The 26,496-nt window shown below is 61.4% G+C and carries 19 protein-coding genes, 2 pseudogenes and 1 riboswitch; of the genes and pseudogenes, 9 read left to right on the top strand and 12 right to left on the bottom strand.

What is annotated here, in order from left to right:
* Positions 1-467: 467 nt before the first annotated feature.
* The 4 genes from CWM61_RS00950 to CWM61_RS00965 form a co-directional block, all read right to left on the bottom strand.
* A complete protein-coding gene (locus CWM61_RS00950; RefSeq protein ID WP_100630522.1) occupies positions 468-1,658 on the bottom strand; it encodes a cytochrome c biogenesis protein/redoxin in 1,191 nt (396 codons plus the stop codon).
* A 102-nt stretch (positions 1,659-1,760) separates the two neighbouring features.
* Positions 1,761-3,104 (bottom strand): sensor histidine kinase, encoded by a 1,344-nt coding sequence (locus tag CWM61_RS00955; RefSeq protein ID WP_074385769.1) that lies wholly within the window; start codon positions 3,102-3,104, stop codon positions 1,761-1,763.
* Positions 3,101-3,841: a response regulator gene (locus tag CWM61_RS00960; RefSeq protein ID WP_004180014.1), complete on the bottom strand. Its 741-nt coding sequence runs from the start codon at positions 3,839-3,841 to the stop codon at positions 3,101-3,103. Before CWM61_RS00960 ends, CWM61_RS00955 begins: the two co-directional genes overlap by 4 nt.
* Before the next feature lie 86 nt (positions 3,842-3,927).
* Positions 3,928-4,920, bottom strand: coding sequence for an alpha/beta fold hydrolase (locus tag CWM61_RS00965; protein ID WP_100630523.1), 993 nt, complete (start codon positions 4,918-4,920; stop codon positions 3,928-3,930).
* Positions 4,921-5,163: 243 nt separating this feature from the next.
* Between CWM61_RS00965 and CWM61_RS00970 the strand changes: the two genes are divergently transcribed.
* The 7 genes from CWM61_RS00970 to pqqF all read left to right on the top strand — a co-directional run bounded on the left by CWM61_RS00970 (position 5,164) and on the right by pqqF (position 11,816).
* Positions 5,164-6,183, top strand: a complete 1,020-nt coding sequence (locus CWM61_RS00970; protein ID WP_100630524.1) for a dipeptidase — start codon at positions 5,164-5,166, stop codon at positions 6,181-6,183.
* Positions 6,184-6,319: 136 nt separating this feature from the next.
* Positions 6,320-6,391: a pyrroloquinoline quinone precursor peptide PqqA gene (gene pqqA, locus CWM61_RS00975; protein WP_002905689.1), complete on the top strand. Its 72-nt coding sequence runs from the start codon at positions 6,320-6,322 to the stop codon at positions 6,389-6,391.
* 54 nt (positions 6,392-6,445) lie between these two features.
* Positions 6,446-7,372 (top strand): pyrroloquinoline quinone biosynthesis protein PqqB, encoded by a 927-nt coding sequence (pqqB, locus tag CWM61_RS00980; RefSeq protein WP_100630525.1) that lies wholly within the window; start codon positions 6,446-6,448, stop codon positions 7,370-7,372.
* Entirely contained in the window at positions 7,366-8,121 is a 756-nt protein-coding gene (gene pqqC, locus CWM61_RS00985) for a pyrroloquinoline-quinone synthase PqqC (protein ID WP_008804780.1), read from the top strand. The genes pqqB and pqqC overlap by 7 nt, the downstream gene beginning before the upstream one ends.
* 2 nt (positions 8,122-8,123) lie before the next feature.
* Positions 8,124-8,402, top strand: coding sequence for a pyrroloquinoline quinone biosynthesis peptide chaperone PqqD (gene pqqD, locus CWM61_RS00990; RefSeq protein ID WP_008804779.1), 279 nt, complete (start codon positions 8,124-8,126; stop codon positions 8,400-8,402).
* Complete coding sequence (gene pqqE, locus CWM61_RS00995) at positions 8,389-9,531, top strand: pyrroloquinoline quinone biosynthesis protein PqqE (RefSeq protein WP_074385764.1); 1,143 nt, start codon at positions 8,389-8,391, stop codon at positions 9,529-9,531. The genes pqqD and pqqE overlap by 14 nt, the downstream gene beginning before the upstream one ends.
* Positions 9,531-11,816, top strand: a complete 2,286-nt coding sequence (pqqF, locus tag CWM61_RS29645; RefSeq protein WP_100630526.1) for a pyrroloquinoline quinone biosynthesis protein PqqF — start codon at positions 9,531-9,533, stop codon at positions 11,814-11,816. The genes pqqE and pqqF overlap by 1 nt, the downstream gene beginning before the upstream one ends.
* Here pqqF and CWM61_RS01005 read toward each other — a convergent pair.
* The 3 genes and pseudogenes from CWM61_RS01005 to CWM61_RS01015 all read right to left on the bottom strand — a co-directional run bounded on the left by CWM61_RS01005 (position 11,800) and on the right by CWM61_RS01015 (position 15,214).
* Entirely contained in the window at positions 11,800-12,549 is a 750-nt protein-coding gene (locus CWM61_RS01005) for a glutamine amidotransferase (RefSeq protein WP_012968138.1), read from the bottom strand. The two genes, pqqF and CWM61_RS01005, sit on opposite strands and share 17 nt — an antisense overlap.
* Positions 12,550-12,660: 111 nt before the next feature.
* Entirely contained in the window at positions 12,661-14,571 is a 1,911-nt protein-coding gene (mrdA, locus tag CWM61_RS01010; RefSeq protein WP_043875224.1) for a penicillin-binding protein 2, read from the bottom strand.
* A 221-nt stretch (positions 14,572-14,792) separates the two neighbouring features.
* A pseudogene (locus tag CWM61_RS01015) lies at positions 14,793-15,214 on the bottom strand (LysE family translocator).
* 17 nt (positions 15,215-15,231) lie between these two features.
* A riboswitch (ZMP/ZTP riboswitch) is annotated at positions 15,232-15,311 on the bottom strand.
* 342 nt (positions 15,312-15,653) lie between these two features.
* On the opposite strand from CWM61_RS01015, the gene katG reads away from it, so the two are divergent.
* Positions 15,654-17,831 carry a catalase/peroxidase HPI gene (katG, locus tag CWM61_RS01020; protein WP_074385759.1) on the top strand — a complete coding sequence of 726 codons (2,178 nt, stop codon included), beginning with the start codon at positions 15,654-15,656 and terminating at the stop codon, positions 17,829-17,831.
* A gap of 35 nt (positions 17,832-17,866) precedes the next feature.
* On the opposite strand, the gene zapE is transcribed toward katG, so the two are convergent.
* Complete coding sequence (gene zapE, locus CWM61_RS01025) at positions 17,867-18,928, bottom strand: cell division protein ZapE (RefSeq protein ID WP_100630527.1); 1,062 nt, start codon at positions 18,926-18,928, stop codon at positions 17,867-17,869.
* Between the two features lie 262 nt (positions 18,929-19,190).
* Between zapE and CWM61_RS01030 the strand changes: the two genes are divergently transcribed.
* On the top strand, positions 19,191-20,597 hold the full coding sequence (locus CWM61_RS01030; RefSeq protein WP_074385757.1) for an MFS transporter: 1,407 nt from the start codon (positions 19,191-19,193) through the stop codon (positions 20,595-20,597).
* Between the two features lie 21 nt (positions 20,598-20,618).
* Here CWM61_RS01030 and CWM61_RS01035 read toward each other — a convergent pair whose 3' ends face one another.
* The 4 genes and pseudogenes from CWM61_RS01035 to CWM61_RS01050 all read right to left on the bottom strand — a co-directional run.
* Entirely contained in the window at positions 20,619-21,500 is an 882-nt protein-coding gene (locus CWM61_RS01035; RefSeq protein ID WP_061154484.1) for a LysR family transcriptional regulator, read from the bottom strand.
* A gap of 145 nt (positions 21,501-21,645) precedes the next feature.
* Complete coding sequence (locus CWM61_RS01040) at positions 21,646-23,946, bottom strand: FdhF/YdeP family oxidoreductase (RefSeq protein ID WP_100630528.1); 2,301 nt, start codon at positions 23,944-23,946, stop codon at positions 21,646-21,648.
* A gap of 321 nt (positions 23,947-24,267) precedes the next feature.
* Positions 24,268-25,185: a bestrophin family protein gene (locus tag CWM61_RS01045; RefSeq protein WP_012968132.1), complete on the bottom strand. Its 918-nt coding sequence runs from the start codon at positions 25,183-25,185 to the stop codon at positions 24,268-24,270.
* A 264-nt stretch (positions 25,186-25,449) separates the two neighbouring features.
* Positions 25,450-26,371: pseudogene (locus tag CWM61_RS01050) on the bottom strand (cation diffusion facilitator family transporter); the annotation flags it as partial.
* Between the last annotated feature and the right edge of the window lie 125 nt (positions 26,372-26,496).

A 26,496-nucleotide genomic window follows, 5' to 3' on the forward strand; every position in this document is an offset into this window, starting at 1 on the left:
CCCGGTGGCGACTGCGCCTTAGCGGGCCTACATTCTCCCTGCGCACTCGTGTAGGCCGGGCAAGCGTAGCGCCGCCCGGCAATGGGCATCCAGCGCCTCTCCCGCTTCAATGCCCGGTGGCGACTGCGCCTTACCGGGCCTACATTCTCCCTGCGCGCTCGTGTAGGCCGGGCAAGCGTAGCGCCGCCCTGCAATGGGCATTCTGCGCCGTTCCCGCTTCAATGCCCGGTGGCGACTGCGCCTTACCGGGCCTACATTCTCCCTGCGCGCTCGTGTAGGCCGGGCAAGCACAGCGCCGCCCGGCAATGGCCATTCTGCGCCGTTCCCGCTTCAATGCCCGGTGGCGGCTGCGCCTTACCGGGCCTACATTCTTCCTGCGCACTCGTGTAGGCCGGGCAAGCGCAGCGCCGCCCGGCATCAGGTATAGGGGCTCGAGGGATCCGTCCGCCCGACGTCTACACCGCGGGTCAGGCTTTGCTCTCCTGCAGTAGCTGCTGGATCACCTGCTCCTGGCGGGCATAATCCCCTTCGCCGAAGGCGGTATAACGCAGCTGTCCGCGAGCGTCGAAAATGTAATGCGCCGGCCAGTACTGATTACCGAAGGCGTTCCAGATGGCGTACTCATTATCCGCCACCACCGGGTAGGTTATCCGCCAGTCTTTCACCGCCTGGCGCAGCAGAGGCAGCGAACGCTCCCAGGGATATTCCGGGGTATGGACGCCAATCACCACCAGCCCGGCCGCGCGGTATTTGTTCGCCCAGTCGCGTACGTAAGGCAGGGTATGCTGACAGTTGATGCACTCCCGGGTCCAGAAATCCACCAGCACCACTTTGCCCTTCAGACGCTCCGGGGTTAACGCCGGGCTGTTGAGCCACGCGCTGCCTCTCGCCAGGGAGGGCATCGCGCTGCTGGGCTGCGGCGCGGCGATGGGCTGGAGGATGGTCTTTTGCTCCGGCTGCGGCAGACGGGCGGCCAGCCGCTGCTCCAGCGCCTGACTCCATCCTCCCGCGCTTTGCAGATAGCGATCGCCGCCGCTGGCGATCAGCGCCACCGAGGCCAGCATCGCCACCCCCGCCAGCCGGCGCAGCCGTTCGCCGAACGCCAGCCCGCGACGCAGTCGGGCGATCAACGCTGCACCACACCACCCCAGCAGGAATAACATCAGCGCCCCGCCGCTGCCGTAGGCCAGCAGCAACCCGCCGGTGGTCGCCTGCCCCGGATGCACAAAGCCCAGGCTGAGTATCGCCCCCAATACCGGCCCGGCGCACGGGGCCCACAGCAGGCCCACCGCCAGCCCGGCCAGCAGCGATCCGATCCAGCCGCGCTGGCGTGAGCTGGCGTTGTTAAGCTGATTTCCCAGCGCCACCAGGGGTGAAGTCAGCCGCTGCGCGACGCGCTGCGAAAGCAAGCTCAGCCCGACAAGGGCGAAGAACGCCAGCGCCAGGCCGCGGCCAGCCAGAGTCAAATTCACCACCCAGCCGCTGGCGACCGTCACCAGCCACGAAACCGCGCCGAACATCAGCGCCATTCCAGCCAGCATAATCGCCAGCTGCCCCCGGCGGCCCCGGACGCTGGCGAACAGCAGCGGGATCACCGGCAGTGTACAGGGGCTCAGCAGGGTTAACATCCCGCCCAAAAATGCAATTAATATCGACATCGCCTTCTCCTCATTATGCCGTCGCTACCCAGAGTGGCAGCCACGACATTAGAGCAAGGGCATGTAAGGCGGATGTGTCGGGAAAGCGAGAGAATTGTCGGCTTAGTTATCCGTCTGCGCCGGAGATACAGCAGGATACAATCCCGCCGCGGCAAGGCGAACGCTGGCGTCCAGGCCGCCCTGCGGGCGGTTGGTCAGACGCAGCATGCCGTTCATCTGGCTGACCAGCTGCGCAGCAATCGCCAGCCCCAGACCCGTGCCGCCAGTATCGCGATTGCGCGAGTCCTCCAGGCGATAAAACGGCTGCAACACCGCCTGTAGCGAGGCCTCCGGGATCCCCGGCCCCTCATCCAGCACATGGAGAGTGATATCCCCGGCGGCGTCGCGGGTCAGGGTTACTGTGACCGTCGTACCGAATTTCAGCCCGTTATCGATAAGGTTGGTCATCACCCGACGCAGGGCCTGCGGTGGGATCCACACCACCCCGGCGGTCTCCTCGGGGCAAAAGCGCACCGGCCGGCCGACATCGGCATAATCGCAGACGATGGTGTCGAGAAAGGCGTCAAGGTTCAGCCGCTGGCGCGCCTCCGCCAGCGGTTGCGAGGTGCGGGCGAAGGCGATGCCCTCCCGCACCAGACGGGTCATATTGTCGAGATCCTGCAGCAGCTTATCGCGCAGTTCCGGCTGGTCGGCCATCTCCACCCGCAGCTTCATTCGGGTGATCGGGGTTTGCAGATCGTGGGAGATGGCGGCGAGGATCCGCGCCCGCTCCTGCAGATGGTCGTGGATGCGCGCCTGCATCGCGTTAAACGCGCGAGCGGCACGGCGGACCTCTTCCGGCCCCTGCTCGGCCATGGTTCCCGCCGTGTCGCTGGCCGGTTCAAGGGCGTCCACTGCGCGGGTAAAACGGGTGATGGGCAGCAACACCTGGCGAACAGCATACCAGGCGCAGGCCAGCAGGAGAACAAACTGAGCAATCAGCACCACCGGCAGCCAGCGGGCGATGGCCGGTAGCTTCGGCCACAGATCGAGAGTCAACGGGGCGCCGTCGTGGAGGGTAATATGGGCCTGAATATGCTGCCGGGGGCCGGGGATCGTCACAATACTGACCGGATACTGCGCGCTCAGCGCCTCCTGCAGGGAGCGGGCCGCGTCCCGGGCACGCCAGCTGTCCGGGTAGTCGCCGCGCTCTCCGGCGCCCAGCAGATAGCGATAGTTGCCGCGCGCCAGCTTCGGCAGCCATTGCGGGCGCTCAGCGGCCGGCAGACGGTCGAGGATCGCCACGCTGGTGGCGACATCGGAGGCCAGGTTGTCCAGCATCACGCTGCGGGCGCTGCTCATGCGCTCATAAAACAGCAGCGACAGGGTTAAAGTATTCGCCAGCAGCAGCGCCAGAAACAGCAGCGCCATCAGCCTCGACTGCAGCGAGGCGGGCCAAAACCTCATTCATGCCTCTCGCGGATGGAGACCGGCACCGACAGCACATAGCCTTCGCTGCGCACCGTTTTAATGTAGGCCGGCTCGCGGGCATCCTCCCGTAGCCGCTGGCGCAGTCGGCTCACCAGCAGGTCAATTGACCGCTCAAACAGTTCCGCGTCGCGTCCCTGGGTCAGATTCAGCAGCTGGTCGCGGTTCAGCACCCGTTGGGGGTGGTCGAGAAACACCCGCAGCAGCCGATACTCCGCCCCGCTGAGGGCGACGATGGCGCCGCTGTCATCCAGCAGGTGGCGGGCGGCAGTGTCGAGCAGCCAGTCGCCAAAGGCGATCAGCCTGCCCGCCTCGGTGATCTGCAGATTGGGCGGCAGCGCCCGGGTACGGCGTAAAATAGCTTTGATGCGCGCCAGCAGTTCGCGGGCCACAAAAGGTTTAATCAGATAATCGTCAGCCCCCATTTCCAGGCCGAGGATCCGGTCGCTGTCATCAGTGCGGGCGGTGAGCATCAGCACCGGGATATCCTGCTGCGGGTTGGCGCGCAGCTGGCGACAGAGCGTTAAGCCGTCCTCGCCCGGCATCATGATATCCAGCACAATCAGGTCAATTTGATGATTTTTGAGCACCGACCACATGGCTTTGCCGTTCGCCGCGCCGCTGGCGCGATATCCCGATTTTTCCAGATAGTCGACAATCAGTTCCCGAATATCGCGGTCGTCATCGACGACCAGGATGTGGTCAATACGCTCCAAAGGGTGCTCCTGCGGCAAAATTAACTCTTCACAAGCATAAGCCGTGTTGCCGGAAGCGCAACGTCGCGCCGCCGGCAAGGTGCGGGTTACAAACGGTCGGCGTCCACCACCGCCTGGACAAAGTCTGCCGGGTCCTCCTGCGGCGGATTATGGCCCACCGCCCCCTGCAGATCCCGGTGTTCATATTTCCCGGTAAATTTAGCCCGGTAGCTGGCGGGAGCCGGATGCGGCGCGCCGTTATTCGCCCCTTCAAGGGTGATGGTGGGCACGGTTATCAGCGGCAGCGCCGCCAGCCGTTGTTCATAGCCGGCATACTTCGCTTCCCCCTTCTCCAGCCCCAGGCGCCAGCGGTAGTTGCTGATGGTGATCGCCACGTGGTCCGGGTTATCAAGCGCCCGGGCGGTTCTGGCAAAAGTCGCGTCGCTGAATTTCCACTGCGGCGACGCCTGATGCCAGATAAATTTCGCAAAGTCGTGGGTGTTCTGCCGGTAACCGGCTTCGCCGCGCGGGGTGGCAAAATAGAACTGATACCACCACGACAGCTCCGCCTGCGGCGGCAGCGGTTTTTCGCCAATCTGCTGACTGCTGATCAGATACCCGCTCACCGAGACCAGGGATTTCACCCGCTGCGGCCACAGCGCGGCGACGATATCCGCCGTGCGCGCGCCCCAGTCAAAACCGGCCAGATCCGCCTGCCTGATGTTCAGGGCGTCCATCAGATGGACAATATCGGCCGCCATCGCCGACGGCTGACCGTTACGCGGCGTGCTGGCGGAGAGGAAACGGGTCGTGCCGTAGCCGCGCAGATACGGCACAATGACCCGGTAACCCTTCTGCGCTAAAGCCGGCGCCACCTGAGCATAGCTCTGAATATCGTAGGGCCAGCCGTGCAGCAGGATCACCGGCTGGCCGTCGCGCGGGCCGATATCCACGTAGCCTATATTCAGGTCGCCGGCGCGGATCTGGTGGATCTTGTCGAACGCCCCCGCGTCTTCCGCGGCGCAAACGGCAGCGGACCACAGGGTGGATAACCCCAGCGCCGCGGCGCTGGTATAGCGGATCAGGGATAATCTGTTCATCACTTTCTCACCTTTTATCATCATCAAGAGAGTACGTGACCAGTTAAGCGGAAATTTGTATCTGCCATGTGCCCGACCGGGGCCGTTTTTATCTCTTAATGTCAGCGCTGCGCCGCGGGATACAGTGTGATACAGAGTCGAGGTTGGCAATTGTTGCGGGCATGTGAATTTCTGCTTGCCCCGGGGCATAAATCCGTTACCGTGGCAGGCATTTTTCACCACTTAAGAACGCAGGAACCCGCTATGGCGATTTTTGATGGTCACAATGACCTGCTGCTGAATCTCTGGCTTCACCATCGCGAGGATCCGGTGAGCGCCTTCTTTGCCGGGATAGAAAACGGCCATCTCGACTATCCGCGTATCCGCCAGGGCGGGCTGGCCGGCGGCTTGTTCGCCCTCTTTGTACCGCCGCAGGAGTATATTGCCCGCGTGGCGCCGCAGTACGCCAGCCAGGCGTGGGATCCGCTGGCGATCCTCTGGCAGCAGCTGGCTATCCTCAAGGCGATTTGCGCCCATGACGCTAGCCGCGCGCGGCTGTGCCTGAGCGCGGCGGATATCGAACGCTGTCGGCAGGATAACGCGCTGGCGATGGTGGCGCACATCGAAGGCGCCGGCGGGTTCGACGCGCAAGGCGAAGATCTGCAGGCCTTTTATCGCGCCGGGGTGCGCAGCATTGGTCCGTTCTGGAACATCGCCAATCGCTTCGGCTGCGGGGTCACCGGCGCCTTTCCCGGCAGTCCGGACAGCGGGCCAGGTCTCACTCGCGAGGGCATCGCGCTCATCGCTCAGGCCAACGCCCTGAAGATGCAGATCGATGTTTCGCACATGAATGAACAGGCCTTTTGGGATACCGCCCGCCACTCCACCGCCCCGCTGGTGGCCACCCACTCCAATGCCCACGCCCTCTGCCCGCAGCCGCGCAATCTGACCGACCGGCAACTGCGGGCGATCCGCGACAGCGGCGGCGTAGTGGGCGTCAATTTCGGCAATGCTTTCCTGCGCGCCGACGGACGGCGTGACAGCGACACGCCCTTAACCACCATTGTCCGGCATATCGACTATCTTATTAACATAATGGGTGAGGATCATGTGGCTCTCGGCTCGGATTTTGACGGCATCACCCTGCCGGACGAGCTGGGCGATGTGGCCGGCTTACCGCGGCTTATCAATGCCTTGCGGGACAATGGCTATGATCAATTGGTGCTGGATAAGCTGTTGTGGAACAACTGGCTACGGGTATTAAAAAATGTTTGGCAACAATAGGTTATATTGTAAACATAAAGTTAATTCCTTACATATTCCGGGTTGATCTCTCTCCCGGTGAAGCGCAATATGCGGCAGCCGTCACAGATCCACCATTATCCGTGAGGCCTGTCGTCATTTTTAAGAGGAACAAAACATGTGGAAGAAACCTGCTTTTATCGATTTACGTCTCGGTCTGGAAGTGACGCTGTACATTTCTAACCGCTAGTCGCCCCGCCCGCCGTTCGCGCGGGCATCTTCATTCATTACCCGGTCCGTCTTCATGTTAATTAAAGTCCTCGGCTCCGCCGCCGGCGGCGGTTTCCCGCAATGGAACTGCAACTGCGCCAACTGTCAGGGCCTGCGCAACGGCACCATTCAGGCCAGCGCCCGCACCCAGTCGTCGATCATCGTCAGCGATAACGGCAAAGAGTGGGTGCTGTGCAATGCCTCGCCGGATATCAGCCAGCAGATTGCCCATACCCCCGAGTTAAATAAACCCGGCGTGCTGCGCGGGACGTCTATCGGCGGCATTATTCTCACCGACAGCCAGATCGACCACACCACCGGGTTGCTGAGCCTGCGCGAAGGCTGCCCGCACCAGGTGTGGTGCACCCCGGAGGTTCATGAGGATCTCTCCACCGGCTTCCCGGTGTTTACCATGCTGCGGCACTGGAACGGCGGCCTGGTGCATCATCCCATCGCCCCGCAGCAGCCTTTTACCGTTGACGCCTGTCCTGATTTGCAGTTTACCGCAGTGCCTATCGCCAGCAACGCGCCGCCCTATTCGCCGTATCGCGACCGGCCGCTGCCGGGCCATAACGTGGCGCTGTTTATCGAAAACCGCCGCAACGGGCAGACGCTGTTCTATGCCCCGGGGCTGGGTGAACCGGATCAAGCCCTCCTGCCGTGGCTGCAAAAAGCGGACTGTCTGCTGATCGATGGCACCGTCTGGCAGGATGACGAGCTGCAGGCCGCCGGCGTCGGGCGCAATACCGGTCGCGATATGGGCCACCTGGCGCTCGGCGATGAGCACGGGATGATGGCCCTGCTGGCCTCCCTGCCGGCAAAACGCAAAATTCTCATTCATATTAATAACACCAACCCGATCCTTAACGAGCAGTCTCCCCAGCGCCAGGCGCTAACGCAACAGGGGATTGAAGTGAGCTGGGACGGGATGGCTATCACCCTTCAGGATACCGCATGCTGATCACCGACACGCTGTCGCCGCAGGCCTTTGAAGAGGCTCTGCGGGCCAAAGGCGCCTTCTACCATATTCACCACCCTTACCATATCGCCATGCATAACGGCGAAGCGACCCGCGAGCAAATTCAGGGCTGGGTGGCGAACCGGTTTTATTACCAGACCACCATTCCGCTGAAAGACGCGGCGATTATGGCCAACTGCCCGGATGCGCAGACCCGGCGCAAATGGGTGCAGCGGATCCTCGACCACGACGGTAGCCACGGCGAAGATGGCGGGATTGAAGCCTGGCTGCGGCTGGGGGAAGCGGTCGGTTTGAGCCGCGACGACCTGCTCAGCGAGCGTCACGTGCTGCCCGGCGTGCGCTTCGCGGTGGATGCCTATCTTAATTTCGCTCGTCGCGCCTGCTGGCAGGAGGCGGCCTGCAGCTCCCTGACCGAGCTGTTCGCCCCGCAGATCCATCAGTCGCGCCTCGACAGCTGGCCACAGCACTATCCGTGGATCAAAGAGGAAGGCTATTTTTACTTCCGCAGTCGTCTGAGCCAGGCCAACCGCGACGTTGAGCATGGTCTGGCGCTGGCGAAGACCTACTGCGACAGCGCTGAAAAACAGAACCGGATGCTGGAGATCCTGCAGTTTAAGCTCGACATCCTGTGGTCGATGCTCGATGCCATGACCATGGCCTACGCTCTGCAGCGCCCGCCCTATCATACGGTCACTGACAAGGCGGCCTGGCACACGACCCGACTGGTGTAATCATGCAAAAAACGTCCATCGTTGCCTTTCGTCGCGGCTACCGCCTGCAGTGGGAAGCCGCCCAGGAGAGCCATGTGATCCTCTATCCGGAGGGAATGGCTAAACTCAATGAGACCGCCGCGGCGATCCTCGAGCTGGTCGATGGCCGGCGCGACGTCGCGGCGATTATCGCCATGCTTAACGAACGTTTCCCGGAAGCCGGCGGCGTCGATGACGACGTCGTCGAGTTCCTGCAGATCGCCTGTCAACAGAAGTGGATCACCTGCCGTGAGCCAGAATAAACCCGCCGTCAATCCGCCGCTGTGGCTGCTGGCGGAGCTGACCTACCGCTGCCCACTGCAGTGTCCCTACTGTTCCAATCCGCTGGACTTCGCCCGGCAGGAAAAGGAGCTGACCACCGAACAATGGATCGCGGTCTTTCGCCAGGCGCGAGCGATGGGCAGCGTACAGCTGGGCTTTTCCGGCGGCGAGCCGCTGACCCGTAAAGATCTGCCGGAGCTGATCCGCGCCGCGCGCGACCTCGGGTTCTATACCAACCTGATCACCTCGGGAATTGGGCTAACCGAGAGCAAACTCGACGCCTTCAGCGAGGCTGGGCTGGACCATATCCAGATTAGCTTCCAGGCCAGCGATGAGGTGCTCAACGCCGCTCTCGCCGGCAATAAAAAAGCCTTCCAGCAGAAGCTGGCGATGGCCAGAGCGGTGAAAGCGCGCGACTACCCGATGGTGCTGAACTTCGTCCTCCACCGGCATAACATCGACCAGCTCGATAAAATTATCGAGCTGTGCATTGAGCTGGAAGCCGATGACGTCGAGCTCGCCACCTGCCAGTTTTACGGCTGGGCGTTTCTTAATCGCGAAGGGCTGCTGCCGACCCGGGAACAGATCGCCCGCGCCGAGCAGGTGGTCGCCGATTACCGGCAGAAAATGGCCGCCAGCGGTAACCTCACCAACCTGCTGTTCGTCACCCCGGACTATTACGAGGAACGCCCGAAAGGCTGTATGGGCGGCTGGGGATCGATTTTCCTTAGCGTCACCCCGGAAGGCACTGCATTGCCGTGCCACAGCGCGCGCCAGCTGCCGGTGGCGTTCCCGTCGGTGCTGGAGCAGAGTCTGGAATCGATCTGGTATGACTCGTTCGGCTTCAACCGTTATCGCGGGTATGACTGGATGCCGGAGCCGTGCCGCTCCTGTGATGAAAAAGAGAAAGACTTCGGCGGCTGCCGCTGTCAGGCCTTTATGCTGACCGGCAGCGCCGATAACGCCGATCCGGTGTGCAGCAAATCCCCACATCATCACAAAATCCTTGAGGCCCGGCGCGAAGCGGCCTGCAGCGACATCAAAGTCAGCCAGCTGCAGTTCCGCAACCGTACCCGCTCGCAGCTGATCTACAAAACCCGGGAACTGTAATGACGCTGGCGACCCGCACCGTCACCCTGCCGGGCGGCCTGCAGGCCACCCTGGTTCATCAGCCGCAGGCCGATCGCGCGGCGGCCCTGGTGCGGGTTGCCGCCGGCAGCCACCACGAACCGTCGCGCTTCCCCGGCCTGGCGCACCTGCTGGAACACCTGCTGTTTTACGGCGGTGAGCGCTACCGCAATGATGAACGGCTGATGGGCTGGGTGCAGCGCCAGACAGGGAATGTGAATGCCACCACCCTGGCCCGCCACAGCGCTTTCTTTTTCGAGGTCGCCGCCGAGGGCCTGGCTGACGGCGTCGCGCGCCTGCAGGAGATGCTGCAGGCGCCGCTGCTGCTCAGGGCCGATATTCAACGCGAAGTCGCGGTTATCGACGCTGAAAACCGCTTGATCCAACAGCATGAGCCGTCGCGACGGGAAGCCGCCGTGCGCCACGCCGCCATCGCGCCCGCGGCGTTTCGCCGCTTTCAGGTGGGCGACGCCGGGTCGCTGGGGGGGGATTTCCTCGCGCTACAGGCGGCCTTACGCGACTTTCACCATAGCCACTACGTCGCCCGCCGGATGCAACTCTGGCTGCAGGGACCGCAGCCGCTGGAGCTCCTCGGCGAACTGGCGGCGCGTTTCGCCGCCGGGCTTGCTGCGGGCGAGGCACCGCCGCCGGCGCCGCCGATCAGTCTGGGCGAGCCCCCTGAACAGCAGCTGGCCGTCTCCAGCCAGCCCGCGCTGTGGCGCTGTCCGCTGATCGCCTTAAGTGACAATGTCACGTTACTGCGCGAGTTTTTGCTGGATGAAGCCCCAGGCAGTCTGATGGCCGGCCTGCGCCAGCGCGGGCTGGCCGAGGACGTGACGCTGAACTGGTTGTATCAGGATCAGCACTTCGGCTGGCTGGCGCTGATTTTCGCCAGCGACCGGCCGGAACAGGTCGACCGGCAGATAACCCACTGGTTGCAGGCGCTACAGCAGACGACGCCTGAGCAGCAGCAACACTACTATCAGCTGTCCCGGCGCCGTTTTCAGGCGCTGTCGCCCCTCGATCAGCTGCGCCAGCGGGCATTCGGCTTTGCCCCCGGGGCGCCGCCCACCGGGTTCGCCGATTTTTGCGCCGCCCTGCTGGCCGCCCCCGCGGTCAGCCTGGCCTGCCAGACGCTGCCCCCCGGAGCAACGGTAGCCACCCAGGGCTTTAGCCTGCCGCTCAGCCGCTGGTCGCCACGTCCGGTTTCTGACCCGGCGCTGGCATTCGCTTTTTATCCGCAGGCCGCTGGCGAGCTCGTGGCCGAAAGCCCGGCGGAAGCCGCGCCACTGCGTCACCTCCCGTCACCGGAAGAGCCGCCGACGCTCCTGCTGCGACCGCCCTTCTACTGCTCGCCCACGCCGGCCGAAGGGCTGGCGCGCAGGGAACAGCTGCGTCCATTGCTTGCCGCCCTGCGCCATGCCGGGGGACACGGCGAGTGGCATCTGTTCGACGGTAGCTGGCAGCTGATCCTGCAGTTGCCTGCGTCCGGCCAACGGCCGGAGGCGATTCTGCAGGCCATCGTGCGGCATCTCGCGCTCCCGGTCGCCCCGCTGCCCCCACCGCCGGAGAGTATTGCGATCCGTCATCTCATGGCCCAGCTCCCCGAACGGCTGGGTACGTCAGCGCACCAGGAAGGTTGGCTGGCGGCCCTGATTGGCGGCAGCGCGAAAGATGCGCAGTGGGTAGCGCGTCAGCTGAGCCGGCTTACCGTCCCGGTTAATCCGCCGATGCCCGCTCCGGCCCCCTGCCGCGGCGGCGTCGAGCGGCTGGCTTATCCCCGGGGCGACACGGCGCTACTGGTCTTTCTTCCGCTGCCGGAAGGCGCTTCATTGGCGGCCCTGCGGGTGCTGGCGCAGTTCTGCGAGCCGCCGTTTTTCCAGCACCTGCGGGTGGAGCAGCAGATAGGCTATGTGGTGAGCTGCCGCTATCAGCGCGTTGCCGATCGCGATGGGCTGCTGATGGCGCTCCAGTCCCCGGAACGCCGTCCCGGAGAACTCCTCCGCTGCTGTAAAACCTTTCTGCGCCAGCTGGACCCCATGGATGAGGCGACCTTCAGGTTGTTACAGCAGCAGCTGGCCGCTCAGGCTCGCACCCGGGTACCGCCGAAGGTGCGCGCCCTGGACGCGCTGCGCCAGGAGTATAACTTGCCGGGGGTGACGCCGCAGGCGGCTGACGCGCTGCGCGTTGAAGAGGTGGTCGCCCTGTGGCGTGAGATGACCCGCCGGCGTCGCCGCTGGCGAGTGCTGTTCACGACAGGGAGTTAATGGCCGGGGCATCCGGGGTCAGAAAGTCGCTGACGAAGCGGGTGAGGATCGCCGCGGCCTGCGGGCTCTCCTGGACCTCGTCGTGTAACTGTTGTGGGTCGATGCCTTCCGCCTGCAGCACCGCCTCCCGGTAGCGGATCAGCGAGCGGGCAATCGGCGCGGTGAATTCCGGGTGAAACTGCGTGGAGACCGCCTGCGGCCCGTAGCGCACAATCTGGTGGGGATCGTGGGAGGATGCGGCCAGCACAGTAGCCCCCTCCGGCAAACGGGTCACGGTTTGCAAATGGCTCAAATGCGCGGGGAATGTCGCTGGCAGGCCGCTCAGCAGCGGGTCATCGACACCCCACGGCGAAAGCGCAATCGTTTTGCTGCCGCTTTCCCGCCCGGCAGGATGGTAAGCCACCTCACCGCCCAGCGCATGGGCCATCAGTTGATGACCATAGCAGACGCCGAACAGCGGCATGCCGATAGCCACCGCCTGACGGATCCAGTCGGCGGTCCGTTCGCTCCATGCCAGGCGATCGGACACCATTGCCCACGAACCGGTGAGAACCGCCACGGTCTGGCGATCCGGCGCCGGCAGCGGTTCATCTTCAAAGACCCGCACCGCGGTCAGCTGCGCCTGCCACGGCGCCAGCAGCGTACGGAACCAGTGCGGCAGATCGCCATGCTCCTCGCGGATGGCTGCCGGCGGCGTGCCGGTCTGAACCAGCAATAATCGGTTACGTGTCACCCTTCCTCCTCGCTCCGGGTCATGTTCCTGCCATCACTATGCCGCCCGGAAAGCCGCGGGACAAATAACCAATATCTATGAACGATGCGCGTCCGGAATAAGTCCAGCCGCTTACTGGGCATCGGCGCTGTCACGCTGCGGCACGTCAGCCGCCGCGGATGACGCCTGCTGCGGAACAAAGATGTGGTCCAGAATGGCGCGCGCCGTCGGTCCGGCCACCACCCCATCCCCGCCGCCGTTCTCCAGGATCAGCGCCATCGCCACCTTCGGATGCTGATAAGGGGCAAACAGGGTATAGAAGATATGGTCGCGCAGACGCACCGGGATCATTTTGGCGTTATAGGTCTGGTTTTGCTTCAGGCTGAACACCTGCGAGGTGCCGGACTTCGCCGCGATCTGGTACGGCGCGGTATGGAACAGCTTGTAGCCGGTGCCGTTGGGCAGATTCGCCATCCCATACATGCCGTTGCGCACAATGCCCCAGTACGGCGATTTCGGATCGCCCACCTGCGGCAGGTTCGCCGGCTGCTGATAACGTTCCACATGATCGCCCTGCTTCATCGAATAGAGCAGATGCGGATCCTGCACCTTGCCATTGTTCAGCAGGGTGGTGAGCGCCTTCACCATCTGAATTGGCGTGGCGATCCAGTACCCCTGGCCGATGCCGACCGAGATGGTGTCCCCCTGATACCAGGGCTTTTTATGCACCCGCTGTTTCCACTCCCGGCTGGGCAGTACGCCGGCATACTCCTCATTAAGGTCGATGCCGGTGGACTGGCCGTAACCAAACTTGCTCAGCCACTCATGGATCCGGTCAATGCCCATCTCGAAAGCGACCTGATAGAAAAAGGTGTCAGCCGACTCTTCGATGGCTTTGGTCACGTTGAGCATCCCGTGGCCGGTCTTCAGCCAGTCGCGGTAGCGGCGTTGCGTGCCCGGCAGCGTCCACGTCGGCGCGCCGAAGAAGGTGGTGTTCGGGGTGATGACCCCTGCGGAGAGCGCCGACAGCGCCATATAGGGCTTCACCGTCGAGGCCGGGGGATACAGCCCCTGGGTGACGCGGTTGATCAGCGGCCGGTCCGGATTATCGAGCAGCGATTTATAGGCCTGATAGCCGATGCCTTTGACGAACGGATTAGGATCGTAGCTGGGGCTGGAGACCATCGCCAGCACGCCGCCATCCCGGGGATCGACCACCACCACCGCCGCCCGCTGCCCCTTCAGCACCGACTCAATATACTGCTGCAGGTGCAGGTCGAGGGTCAGATAGAGGTTTTTCCCGGCCACCGGCGGTACCTCTTTCAGCAGACGCACCACCCGGCCGTGGTTATCGACCTCCACTTCCTGATAGCCAGTGGTGCCGTGGAGCGCTTTTTCGTAATAGCCCTCGATCCCCTGCTTGCCGATATTGTGGTCGGCAGCATAGTTCTCCTCTTCGCCGTCTTTCGCCAGCCGCTGCAGGTCGTTGTCGTTAATTTTCGACACATAGCCCACCACGTGCGCCAGCTCGGCGCCGTACGGGTATTCGCGCTGCTGATAGCTCTCCACCGTCACGCCGGGGAAACGGAATTCGTTAACCGCGAAGCGCGCCACCTCCACGTCGCTGAGGTCGGACTTCAGCGTCACCGCTTTATAGCGGCTGTTGTGGTGCATATCGTCGCGGAAGCTGGCGATGTCATCCGGCGTCAGGTCGACGATCGGCGTCAGGCTTTGCAGCAGCGCGGTCATATCGGGAATTTTGCTCGGGATCACCTGCAGGCGATACAGGGTAATGTTCTGCACCAGCGGAATGCCATTGCGATCGAATATCAGCCCGCGGCTGGGGGCAATGGGCAGCATCTTAATGTCGTTCTGGTTCGATCGGGTCTGGTAGAAATCATGCTGCTCCACCTGCAGATGGTAGAGGTTGACGATCAGCACGCCAAAGCAGACCACCACCAGCAGAAAAGCAATTGCGGCCCGGCGGATAAACAGCATCTCTTCCGCGGAGTGGTCGCGAATTTCATCTCTCAAAAGGGGCATTAGCGGTACATCACCTGAATCACAAGAAAAGCCAACAGCGTAACGGCCGGGAAGCATAGCCTTATCGCGGCGCCAGCCCTACTGAAAGGTTGCTAATGATCTGGCAGAAATGTTTCAGCATGTTAGAGCGTGGGAAGCCTTTCTGTGCAGGAGAAAGGCATCAGAGTGTGAGGTTAGCCAGCAACGGGGACGGCTGGCATCTGTTTACACGATCAACCCGCTTATTTTCTGGCCTCAAAAGCGATCTTTACCGCCATCCCGGCCAGTACCGTCGCCATCAGCCAGCGTTGAAATTGTTGCCAGCCCGGCCGCCGCCCAAGAAATAGCGCCACCTGCCCGGCCAGCAAGATAATCATGCCGTTCACCGCTACGCTGATGATCGCCTGGGTACAGCCTAATATTAACGACTGACTGAGCACGCTGCCGAGTCCGGGGGTGATAAACTGCGGCAGCAGGGACAAATACATGATGGCAACTTTGGGGTTCGCCAGGCTGGTGATAAATCCCATCAGAAACAGCTTACGCCCACTGTCCGCGGGTAAATCGCGCACCGCGAAGTGAGATACATCATATTGGGGCCTGGGGTTAACACCAACCCCAGCGCCACCGCGGCAAAGGCCATTAATGAAGCGAATTCAGGCATAACTTATCTCCAGATATCGGTAATGCCCAGGCGCGCGGCGACGGCGACCATGCTCCCCAACAGTATTCTGTCTTTAGCGCCAGTCACATGGTGCCTAAGTATTAGCTTATTCTGTGTCAGGCAACAACCCCTGCACCGGACATTCGCAACGGTTGCTCAACAGACAACCCTCATCTTTTTCTCGCAGTAAAATTGTCATATCTCAAACAATTAGCATTCCGATTGCCAGAATGCTGCAGATCGTTTCCTTTGCCGTCTCGTTACGTCTATGGTTAATGGTGAGGTTTATTTTACACCCTGGATCCGCCAGGTCCCATGAGAGGGTATTTCGCCCTTCGTTGAACGGAATTAGCTATTAAATCCGTAGACTCATTCAAATATCGCTTATTGGTAGCAGTGTATATCGTAATGGCATTCACAAAAGCAAACGGAGCCTGATATGAGCACGTCTAACGACCCATCCAACAACGCATCCGCCGGGAAGTGCCCTTTCCACGCCGAGACGCCAAAACAGAGCGCCGGCAGCGGCACCGGCAACCGCGACTGGTGGCCTAACCAGCTGCGTGTCGATCTGCTGAACCAGCACTCCAGTCGTTCCAACCCGTTGGGTGAGGATTTTAACTACAGGGAAGAGTTTAAAAAGCTCGACTACTCCGCGCTGAAAGCTGACCTCAGAGCGTTGCTGACCGACTCGCAAGAGTGGTGGCCGGCAGACTGGGGTAGCTATATTGGCTTGTTTATTCGCATGGCCTGGCACGGCGCCGGCACCTACCGCACCGTTGACGGTCGCGGCGGCGCGGGCCGTGGGCAGCAGCGCTTTGCACCGCTGAACTCCTGGCCTGACAACGTCAGCCTCGATAAAGCCCGTCGCCTGCTGTGGCCGGTAAAACAGAAATATGGCCAGAAAATCTCCTGGGCCGATCTTTACATGCTGGCGGGTAACGTCGCTCTGGAAAACGCCGGCTTCCGCACCTTTGGCTTTGGCGCCGGTCGTGAAGATGTCTGGGAACCGGATCTGGACGTCGACTGGGGCGATGAGAAAGAGTGGCTGGCCCACCGTCACCCGGAAAGCCTGGCGAAACAGGCCATCGGCGCCACCGAAATGGGGCTGATCTACGTTAACCCGGAGGGACCGAACGCCAGCGGCGAGCCGCTGTCCGCCGCGGCTGCCATTCGCGCCACCTTCGGCAATATGGCGATGGACGATGAAGAGATTGTCGCCCTGATCGCCGGCGGCCATACGCTGGGCAAAACCCACGGCGCAGCTGAAACCAGCCACGTCGGCGCCGAGCCAGAAGCCGCCCCGCTGGAAGCGCAGGGTCTGGGCTGGCACTCCAGCTACGGCAGCGGCGCAGGTGCGGATGCCATCACCTCCGGTCTGGAAGTGGTCTGGACGCAGACGCCCACCCAGTGGAGCAACTACTTCTTCGAGAACTTGTTTAAATACGAATGGGTGCAAACCCGCAGCCCGGCTGGCGCTATCCAGTTCGAAGCCAAAGACGCGCCGGAAATTATCCCGGATCCGTTTAATCCGGGGAAAAAGCGCAAACCGACCATGCTGGTCACCGACCTGACCCTGCGCTTCGACCCGGAGTTTGAGAAGATCTCCCGCCGCTTCCTCAACGATCCGCAGGCCTTTAACGAGGCGTTTGCCCGGGCGTGGTTCAAGCTGACCCACCGTGATATGGGGCCAAAATCCCGTTACCTCGGTCCGGAAGTGCCGAAAGAAGATCTGATTTGGCAGGATCCACTGCCGGCAGCGACCCACCAGCCGAGCGCTGAGGATATCGCCAGCCTGAAAACCGCCATCGCCGGCGCCGGCCTGTCGGTCAGTGAGCTGGTCTCGGTCGCCTGGGCGTCCGCCTCCACCTTCCGCGGTGGCGATAAGCGCGGCGGCGCCAACGGTGCACGACTGGCCCTCGCTCCGCAGAAAGACTGGCCGGTCAATGCTATCGCCAGCCGTGTGCTGCCGACTCTGCAGGCGATCCAGCGCGCCTCCGGCAAAGCGTCGCTGGCCGATATTATCGTGCTGGCTGGCGTGGTCGGCGTTGAGCAGGCGGCCGCTGCCGCCGGCGTCAGCGTTAACGTGCCGTTTACCCCAGGCCGCGTCGACGCCCTGCCTGAGCAGACCGACGTCGAGTCGTTTGATCTGCTGCAGCCGCTGGCGGATGGCTTCCGCAACTATCGCCGTATCGAAGGCGGTGTATCGACAGAAACCCTGCTGATCGATAAAGCCCAGCAGTTGACGCTAACCGCCCCGGAAATGACCGTGCTGGTCGGTGGCTTGCGCGTACTGGGCGCGAACTACGACGGCAGCAAACACGGGGTATTTACCGACCGCGTCGGCGTGCTCAGCAATGACTTCTTCGTCAACCTGCTGGATATGGCCACCGTCTGGAAAGCGGCCGATGACCACGCGGAGCTGTTTACCGGTAGCGACCGTAAAACCGGTGAAGCGAAGTACAGCGCCACCCGCGTGGATCTGGTGTTTGGCTCCAACTCTGTACTGCGCGCGCTGGCGGAAGTGTATGCCTGCGCCGACGGGCAGCAGAAGGTCGTCCATGACTTCGTCGCCGCCTGGACCAAGGTGATGAACCTCGACCGTTTCGATCTGTAATCCCCCCGCCCCGGTATCCCGCCGGGGCGTTTTTCTCACACCGCCCGCGGCAACTGTTGCAGGCGACTCCGCGTGCGCTGAATATCCTCCAGCTCCACCCCGGCCACCAGCGTCTCCAGATCACAGCAGGTCACCAACAGCAAGCGGATCTGCTTTTCATACAGCACATCAATCACGTTAATAAAGCGCTGCTGGGCCGCCGGCCCCACCGTAGCCAGCGGCGGCACCTCGTCCAGTAACCAGACGGTATAGCTTTCGCTGAGTGACAGGTAGTCCATCACCGCCGTGGCGGCCTGACAGAGCTGGGCAAAGGTGAAGTGGAGCAGAGTGGGTGACGCCGCGGCCGCCAGCAGGGTGCGATAACCTACCGCCAGCGAAACCGGTTCGGCAGGCAGCGACGGCAGATCGTACAGCTGACGCTGTTGTGCATTCGGATTAACCCACATCCGCCCGCTGCAGAAGGCATTATCGACGCTCAGATGACGCTGGCGATAATCCTCCTCACCGTTCAGCGCGACGACCGCCAGGTGGGCGCGGATCAGCGCGATCGACGGTAAAAAGCGATCGTGATATAGCGGATTGGGCAGCAGCATCTCCGGTGGATAGTTTGACGTCGCCAACAGCACAATGCCGCGCTGAAAGAGATGCTCCAGTAAGACCTTGATCAGCATCGCGTCGGCGGGGTCGTGAAGATGAAATTCGTCGAAGCACAGCAGGCGACAGCCAGAGGTCATCTGCCTCATCACCGCCTGCAGGTCGGGCGCCCCGGGGGCATTCAGCCGCTGATGTAGCTCGCGGAAGAAGTGATGAAAATGGACCCGACGCCGGGCGGCGAGCGGCAGGCTGGCAAAAAAGTGGTCGAGGATAAAACTTTTCCCCCGCCCGGTCCGTCCCCAGACATACAACCCCTGCGGCGTACCCGCCGCGGACAACAGCTGCTGGCCCAGTGCATCCAGGCGAGCGATCAGCGACAGCTGATCGTCATCAAGCGTCAGACGCGCCCGCGCCGCCTGCTCGGCCATCACACGGGTAAAGCGAAACTCAGTCGTCGTCTCTGTCTGCTCAGCATTCGACGCCATACGTCCATTGTTTAACATTCTTTTAACCTCCTGCGAGGAGGCCATTCTAGCCGCTTTCCCGCGGGTTGGCGAATCGCACAACGGGAAATACCGTCCGCGGTGATTTACTTCAATTCTTCGCCTGGCATGCGGCGAAAACCAGCATGAATCGCATTATTCACGTTGTACCGCGCGATCTTGCGCTAAAGATTGCGGCTAACGCGTAGGATTAAAAATTTAAAACTATTAACAATCAATTAACATTAGCAGGCAAACCATTCATCCTGAGGAATACAACACCATGTCTACCACCCAGGTTCTCGGCGGCGCGCCTTATGCCTCGCCAGGACAACCGCACGCCAGCTTAACCGGGCGCATTGATGCGCTGCCCGCCTCCGTCGGGTTATGGTCGTTTATCACCCTGCTCTCCCTCGGTGGCTTCTTCGAGCTCTACGACCTTTTCCAGACCGGGTATATCAGCGCAGGGCTGCTGGCCGACGGGATTTTCCACACCGGGCAGGCGGGGATATTCGGGATTGCCGATCAGGCGGCCTTTGCTTCCGCCACCTTTATGGGGCTGTTTATTGGCGCCAGTCTGTTAGCGCCGCTGGCGGACAGGCTGGGGCGCCGTCTGACGTTTATGGTGGCGCTCGCCTGGTACGGCCTCTTTTCGCTGCTGATGGCGACGCAGAGCAGCGCGGAAGGGGTGATCTTTTTCCGCTTTCTGGTGGGGATCGGCCTTGGCATTGAGCTGGTGACCATTGACACCTACCTCAGCGAATGGATGCCAACCCATCTGCGCAATAAAGCTTTTGCTTTCGCTTTCTTCATCCAGTTCCTGTCGGTTCCGGCGGTGGCGCTGATGTCCTGGATGCTGGTGCCGACCACCCTCTTCGGCCTCAGCGGCTGGCGCTGGGTGATCATCTTTGGCGCGCTGTTCTCGCTGGCGATCTGGTTTATCCGCAAAAAGCTGCCGGAGTCAGCGCGCTGGCTGGAAAGCAAAGGGCGGCATGATGACGCGCATGCGGTGATGAGTGAGATGGAAGCCCGCTGTGGTCTGACGCCGTCGCCGAAGCATGCGCATGCGGCACAGAGCGTCGTCAAACGCGGCACCTTCCGCGAGATCTGGGCGCCGCAGTATCGGCAGCGCACCCTGATGCTGATGGTGATGAACTTCTTCCAGGCGATCGGCTTCTTCGGCTTCGGCAACTGGCTGCCGGCGCTGCTCTCCGGTCAGGGAGCCAGCATCACCCACAGTCTGCTGTACGCCTTCTTTATCACCCTCGCCTATCCGCTGGGCTGCCTGTTCTGCACCCGCTTCGTGCATCGTTTTGAGAACAAGTGGCAGATTGTCCTCTCCGCGCTGATGACCGTCATCTTCGGGACCCTGTTCGCCCTGCAAAACAGCCCGATCCTGCTGGTGATCTGCGGGTTTATGATCACCTGGTCCAACGCCTGGCTGACCATCAGCTACCACGCCTACCAGGCCGAGGTCTTCCCGACCCATATTCGCGCCCGCGCCGTCGGCTTCTGCTACTCGTTCAGCCGACTCTCCACCGCAGTCACCAGCATCCTGATCGGCATTATTCTGCAATACGCCGGCACGCCGGGGGTGATTAGCTTTATCGTCGTCAGTATGCTGATGGTGATGCTGTCGGTAGGGATCTTCGGCCCCAAAACGCGGGGTATTCGTCTGGAGAATATTTGACGGCTGTCGCAGGGGCTGGCCTCAGCCAAAAATCCCCTGCGCCTCGGCGAAGCATTTTTCCGCCAGGGTTGATACCGGCTCCTGCTGGCGCATAATCAGCGCCAGCTGTGAATCGACCTGGGTTTCGGCGATCGGCAGAATGTCAAGATTATCGCTGAGCGCTTCGAGGCCGTTGTTAAGCGGCATGATGGCGCAGCAGATCCCCGCCTGCACCGCCTGGATTATCTGAAACGTCGAATCACTTTCAAAGACATATTTCGGCGTTAACCCTTTGGCCTTAAAGCTGATTTCTATGGATTCACGGTAGTGCATCCCCTTGGTCAGAAAGCCGAGGGGCAACGTCGACAGCGCCTCCCACCCCGGCGTCCCACCGCTGAAGTCGAAATGGCGTTTATCATGCAGGAGCCCCATCCGGGTTTGCGGCAACCGGGCGACCTTAAACAGGCGCTGGTCCAGATGCTGCAGATAGCAAATGCCCAGATCCAACTGGTTACGGCTGACGCCATCGATAATCTGCTCCGAGGTCATCGACAACAGGCTGAACTGCAGCGCCGGGTATTTCTCCGCCAGGGGTTTAATCAACTGCATCGGATTGAGGCTCGCCAGCGGCACCATACCGACCCGCAGCTGACCGACCATCTGCCCGCGGCAGATCGCCGCCTCAGCCGCCAGACCATCATGGGCGGCCAGCACCGCCCGCGCCCAGGCCAGGATCCGCTCACCTTCAGGGGTAAAACCCTCAAAGCGCTGGCCGCGCTGAATGAGCGTCAGGTTCAGCTCCTCCTCCAGATTACGAATGCGCATGGAGAGGGTCGGCTGAGTAATATGGCAGGCCGCCGCCGCCTGGCCAAAATGGCGCGTCTGATCGAGCGCGATCAAATACTTGAGTTGCTTAATATCCATTCTCTTTCCCGTTTGAACCCCGCCGTTCACCCCCGGGGCCGCGCACAGGTTACCAGAATGTTAGTTTCACTAGCGATAAATTCAAGCGAGGATATACAAGGCGCGGGGGCGCAGGACGGCGAGATGCCGCCCTGCACACTACCTTTTAGCGCACGCCGGCCAGCGGGCGGATCTCTTTCGAGCGCAGCGTCAGGCGAACGGGAACCGACTTATACGAAGGGGTGCCGCTCTCTTCATCCAGATAGTTCAGCGGCACCAGCACGTTGGCTTCCGGATAATAGGCCCCGACGGTGCCGGGCGCGATGCCGTAGGCTACCACCGTGATATCTTCCAGCGTCAGCTCGCTGTCTGGCAGCGCGGTATGAATATCTACCCGATCGCCATGTTCCAGCCCCTGGGCAGCCATGTCATGTTCATTCATAAACAGCACATCGCGGCGGCCAAAAACGCCGCGGTAGCGGTCATCCATCGCGTAGATGGTGGTGTTGTACTGATCGTGACTGCGCAGCGTCACCAGGCGCATCACGTCCTCGCCCTCCACCACCACGTTCTCATGCACCCCTTTGAAGACCGAGAACATGGCTTTACCGGTGGCCGTTGGCCAGATGCGCTCGGTCGGCGGTAGCGGCATGCGAAAGCCCCCGGGATGGCGAATACGCTGGTTATACTCCTCGAACCCCGGAATGGTCTGTTCGATCCGATCGCGAATGCGGTCGTAATCTTCCACCAGATACAGCCAGTCCACTTTGCTGGCCGGCAGAGTGGCCTTCGCCAGACCGGCGACAATCGCCGGCTCCGAGCGCAGCGTCGGCGAAGCGGGCTTAAGCTTGCCCGACGACGCGTGCACCATCGACATCGAATCCTCGACGGTGATCGACTGCCGGCCGCTGGCCTGCAGGTCAAGCTCGGTGCGGCCCAGACACGGCAGAATAAAGGTCTCTTTCGCCGTCAGCAGGTGCGAGCGGTTGAGCTTGGTGCCGACGTGAACGCTAAGCTCAAGGCCGCGCATCGCCGGGAAGGCGCGTTCGTGGTCAGGCATCGCCACGGCAAAGTTGCCCCCGAGGCAGATCAGCGCTTTGGCGTCACCGGCGATCATGGCCTCCAGGGCCTTTACCGCATCGTGGCCATGATGCCGCGGCGGCGTAATCCCCATTACCCGTTGCAGGCTGTCGAGGAAGGCCGCGGAGGGTTTTTCACTGATCCCAACGGTGCGGTTTCCCTGCACGTTTGAGTGGCCGCGCAGCGGACAGATCCCCGCTCCCGGCTTGCCGATGTTGCCGCGCATCAGCAGCAGGTCGGCAATCAGACGGACGTTGGAGGTGCCTTTGTTATGCTGGGTGATACCCATGCCGTAGGTGACGATGGTGGCCCTGGATTTGGCGTAAGCCACGGCGACCTGGGTCAGGGATCCACGCGTCAGGCCGGACTCCTGTTCGATATCCTGCCAGCGGGTGGCGTGCAGATCCTCGGCGAAGGCGGAGAATCCCTGGGTATGCTGGGCAATAAACGCGTGGTCGAGCACATTGCCCTGCTCCTCCTCCAGCTGCAGCAGCGCTTTGGCGATCCCTTTCAGCGCCGCCGCGTCGCCGCCGGCCCGCACCTGGTAGTAGGTCGAGGCGATCGGCGTCGAGCGCCGGGTCGCCATCTCCATCACGTTCTGCGGGTCGGCAAAACGCTCCAGCGCCCGCTCACGCAGCGGGTTAAAAACGATAATCGGCACGCCGCGGCGGGAAAGCTCATGCAGGGTGCCCATCATCCGCGGGTGGTTGGTGCCCGGATTATGGCCGATGGAAATCACCAGTTCGGTCTGGTCAAAATCGTCGAGGGAGACGGTGCCTTTGCCAATACCGATCGACTGCGGCAGGCCCACGCTGGTGGATTCGTGGCACATGTTGGAACAGTCGGGGAAGTTGTTGGTGCCATACTCGCGGGCATACAGCTGGAACAGCCACGCCGCCTCATTGGACGCCCGGCCAGAGGTATAGAACTCGACCTCATCAGGCTGCAGGCCGCGAAGGATCTCGCCGATGCGGGCGAAGGCCTGCTCCCACGCCACCGGACGCAGGGTATCGCTGGCGCGGTCGTAGACTAAAGGATGGGTTAAGCGGCCGTAGCCCTCCAGTTCGAAATCGCTCTTCGCCAGCAGGGAGGTCACGGTGTTGGCCGCGAGGAACGCGGGCGTCACCCGTTTGGTGGTCGCTTCCCAGGTCACGGCTTTGGCGCCATTTTCGCAAAACTGAAAAGTGGATTTATGCTCTTTATCCGGCCAGGCGCAGCCCGGGCAGTCAAACCCATCCGGCTGGTTAGTTCGCAGCAGCGTGGCGGGCGCCTCGAAGGCATCCATCTGGGTGCGCACAGCGATGGCCGTGGCCTTCAGCGCGCCCCACCCGCCTGCCGGGCCATCATAGGGGTGAACACCGGGCACCGCGCGTCTTTTATTGGTCATCTTTTAACTCCTGCTGCTCTGTTCTGGCCGCCGCAGCCTGAAAAAAGGCGTACGACGGCCCCGGGCGACGTGGCGTGGTTAGCACGGCGTCACCTGATTAGGATGCGGTTTCTCAAGGATAGTACGATGGGAAAGCGTAGGTACTGCGTTTGTTAACTGAATAATAACATACACAACAAATCTGTATAATTGATGTTATCTATCAGGTGTTAAATTTAACTTATTTGCAAATTTTCGCGGTTATCGTCGCTGTGCGCTGACGGATAAAAGACCCACGGGAAAGCGATGACCGGGCAGCGGAAACCGCCCGGTGGGTCTGATTCAGGTCAGATTGAAGTAACGGTCCGGACGCAGCGTCTCCGGCAGCGGATGCTGACCGGTCATGTCGAGCAGATTGCGCTCAATGGTATTGCACATGGCGTTCAGCGGCAGATCATTGGCGGCGGTACCGAAAGGATCTTCCAGCTCTTCCGCCAGCGAATCCCACGACAAAAAGGTGTAGGAGATAAACACCGAGACAAACGGCGTCATGTAGTGCAGATCGCCGACCAGCGCGAACGGCAGCAGCGTGCAGAACAGGTACACGGTGCGCTGCAGGATCAGGGTATAGGCGAATGGCACCGGGGTGGTCGCCAGCCTTTCACAACCGCCCAGCACGTGCGCCAGCTCATCGAGTTTGTTGTCCATCAGCCCGTAGGTGATGTCGCTGAGCTTGCCCGCCTCCCGCAGCTGGCCAATTTCGTTGCCGACCAGCAGCAGGATCCGGTTGGTGGGCATTGAGCTGGCGAGGATCTCCGCCACCTTGTCATCCGGCAGCAGCCGCCGCAGGTCAGCCGTCGGATCGGTTTTGCGCAGCTGGTGCTTCAGGCTCCAGCTAAAGGCCACCAGATAGCTGACGATGCGGCGATGGACATCGTGTTCGGCCGGCAGGATATTGCGCAACTGGCGTACCAGCGTACGTTCGGCGATAAGCACCGTCCCCCACAGATTGCGCGCTTCGACGAACCGGCTGTAGCTGGCGCTGTTGCGAAAGCCGAGAAAAATCGCAATCGCAATCCCCAGCAGGCTGAACGGCGCCACCGTTAAGTGGATCCCCAGCTGCTCGTACCATTGATAGCTGATAATGGCGATGATGGACATCAGCACATTAAGCAGCAGACGAAAGATGATTTTCGACAGCACGGAGCCGTGCCAGTCAAATAAGCGAAGAAACCAGTGTTGTTCTGGCCGAATGATCATTGTCTGACTTCCTGAATTACCGCTCTGGTCATTATCTCTGAATAAAGAATAGAGATTATCTATGAACCGATTGGTTTATTTTATCGTTAACTGCGATGGGCAGATCTTCGCCATTATTTAGCGATGGTAATGGCGTTTTTAGTATGGGCCTTTTTTATATTTCAGGCAATCGATGCGCGGGCGCGTTACGCCAGCAATTAAGGCTCAGGGAAAAAATAGCCGCTGAGCCAATAAAATTGTCGCTTCAGGACACCGGGGGCGCCAGGCCGCTTTCGTCAGCCCCGCATAGCGCGCTGGGATCGAGATGCACCATCACATTGAGCACCGGATGCTGCGCCAGGACCCGCTCCCGCGCCTGACGGGCAATCTGATGTCCCTCGGCTACCGACATCTCTCCCGCCACCTCGAGATGGACATCCACCAGCACCAGATCCCCCGCCTTACGGGTTTTCAAATCGTGCAGACCCGCCACGCCCGGCGTGGACTGCAGCGTGCCGGCGATCGCCCGCTGCGTCTCTTCATCGACGGCGCGGTCCATTAAATCGTGCAGCGCCGTGGCGGCGAAACGATAGCCCATGCGGGTGATCAGCAGTCCCACCGCCAGCGCGGCAAGCGGATCGAACCAGGCGAACCCAGCCAGATTACCGATAATCCCCAGCGCCACCACCAGAGATGACGCGGCGTCGGAGCGGGCATGCCAGGCGTTGGCGATGAGCAGCGACGAATTCAGCCGCGTGGCAGCCGCCAGCATATAGCGAAACAGACCCTCCTTGGCGGCCAGCGCCACCAGCGCCATCCACAGCGCCACGCTGTGCACCGCCGGAATCGTCTGCGGCTGCACCAGGTGACCTGTCGCGGACCACAGCATGCCGACCCCGACCAGCACCAGGATCGCGCCGAGGATCAGCGAGGCGCCATTCTCGTAGCGCCAGTGTCCATAGTGGTGATCGTGGTCCGAGGGGCGACGGCTCTTTTTATTCGCCACCAGCACCACCCCATCGGCGACCAGATCGGAAAAAGAGTGCATCCCATCAGCAATCAACCCCTGTGAGCCAGAGAATATTCCCACCACAACCTGAAACACGGAAAGGAAAATATTGACCACCACGCTAATAAGGGTACTCTTTCGCGCCTGCATCGAACGCTCATGATATTTATTATCATTTTCAAAATTATGTTGTGTCATTATTTCTCTCCCTTTGTGAGCGGGAAGAATAAACTGACAAGCTGAGTTTATGCTTAACAATATAAAAGCCATTGCCTTTCCGTTTAACGATATCGGCGCTGTCGATTATTAATATATTCTGAAAG

This window comes from Klebsiella sp. K-Nf6 (genome assembly GCF_002806655.1).
Taxonomy (GTDB): domain Bacteria; phylum Pseudomonadota; class Gammaproteobacteria; order Enterobacterales; family Enterobacteriaceae; genus Klebsiella; species Klebsiella variicola.

What these genes read in the sequence shown, in the direction of transcription:
- CWM61_RS01035 (WP_061154484.1), bottom strand. Translation starts at nt 21,500, where the DNA reads ATGGATATTAAGCAACTCAAGTATTTGATCGCGCTCGATCAGACGCGC.
- CWM61_RS01040 (WP_100630528.1), bottom strand. Translation starts at nt 23,946, where the DNA reads ATGACCAATAAAAGACGCGCGGTGCCCGGTGTTCACCCCTATGATGGC.
- zapE (WP_100630527.1), bottom strand. Translation starts at nt 18,928, where the DNA reads ATGTTAAACAATGGACGTATGGCGTCGAATGCTGAGCAGACAGAGACG.
- katG (WP_074385759.1), top strand. Translation starts at nt 15,654, where the DNA reads ATGAGCACGTCTAACGACCCATCCAACAACGCATCCGCCGGGAAGTGC.
- mrdA (WP_043875224.1), bottom strand. Translation starts at nt 14,571, where the DNA reads ATGCCCCTTTTGAGAGATGAAATTCGCGACCACTCCGCGGAAGAGATG.
- CWM61_RS00965 (WP_100630523.1), bottom strand. Translation starts at nt 4,920, where the DNA reads ATGAACAGATTATCCCTGATCCGCTATACCAGCGCCGCGGCGCTGGGG.
- pqqB (WP_100630525.1), top strand. Translation starts at nt 6,446, where the DNA reads ATGTTAATTAAAGTCCTCGGCTCCGCCGCCGGCGGCGGTTTCCCGCAA.
- CWM61_RS00970 (WP_100630524.1), top strand. Translation starts at nt 5,164, where the DNA reads ATGGCGATTTTTGATGGTCACAATGACCTGCTGCTGAATCTCTGGCTT.
- CWM61_RS01045 (WP_012968132.1), bottom strand. Translation starts at nt 25,185, where the DNA reads ATGATCATTCGGCCAGAACAACACTGGTTTCTTCGCTTATTTGACTGG.
- CWM61_RS00950 (WP_100630522.1), bottom strand. Translation starts at nt 1,658, where the DNA reads ATGTCGATATTAATTGCATTTTTGGGCGGGATGTTAACCCTGCTGAGC.
- CWM61_RS01030 (WP_074385757.1), top strand. Translation starts at nt 19,191, where the DNA reads ATGTCTACCACCCAGGTTCTCGGCGGCGCGCCTTATGCCTCGCCAGGA.
- pqqC (WP_008804780.1), top strand. Translation starts at nt 7,366, where the DNA reads ATGCTGATCACCGACACGCTGTCGCCGCAGGCCTTTGAAGAGGCTCTG.
- CWM61_RS00955 (WP_074385769.1), bottom strand. Translation starts at nt 3,104, where the DNA reads ATGAGGTTTTGGCCCGCCTCGCTGCAGTCGAGGCTGATGGCGCTGCTG.
- pqqF (WP_100630526.1), top strand. Translation starts at nt 9,531, where the DNA reads ATGACGCTGGCGACCCGCACCGTCACCCTGCCGGGCGGCCTGCAGGCC.
- pqqD (WP_008804779.1), top strand. Translation starts at nt 8,124, where the DNA reads ATGCAAAAAACGTCCATCGTTGCCTTTCGTCGCGGCTACCGCCTGCAG.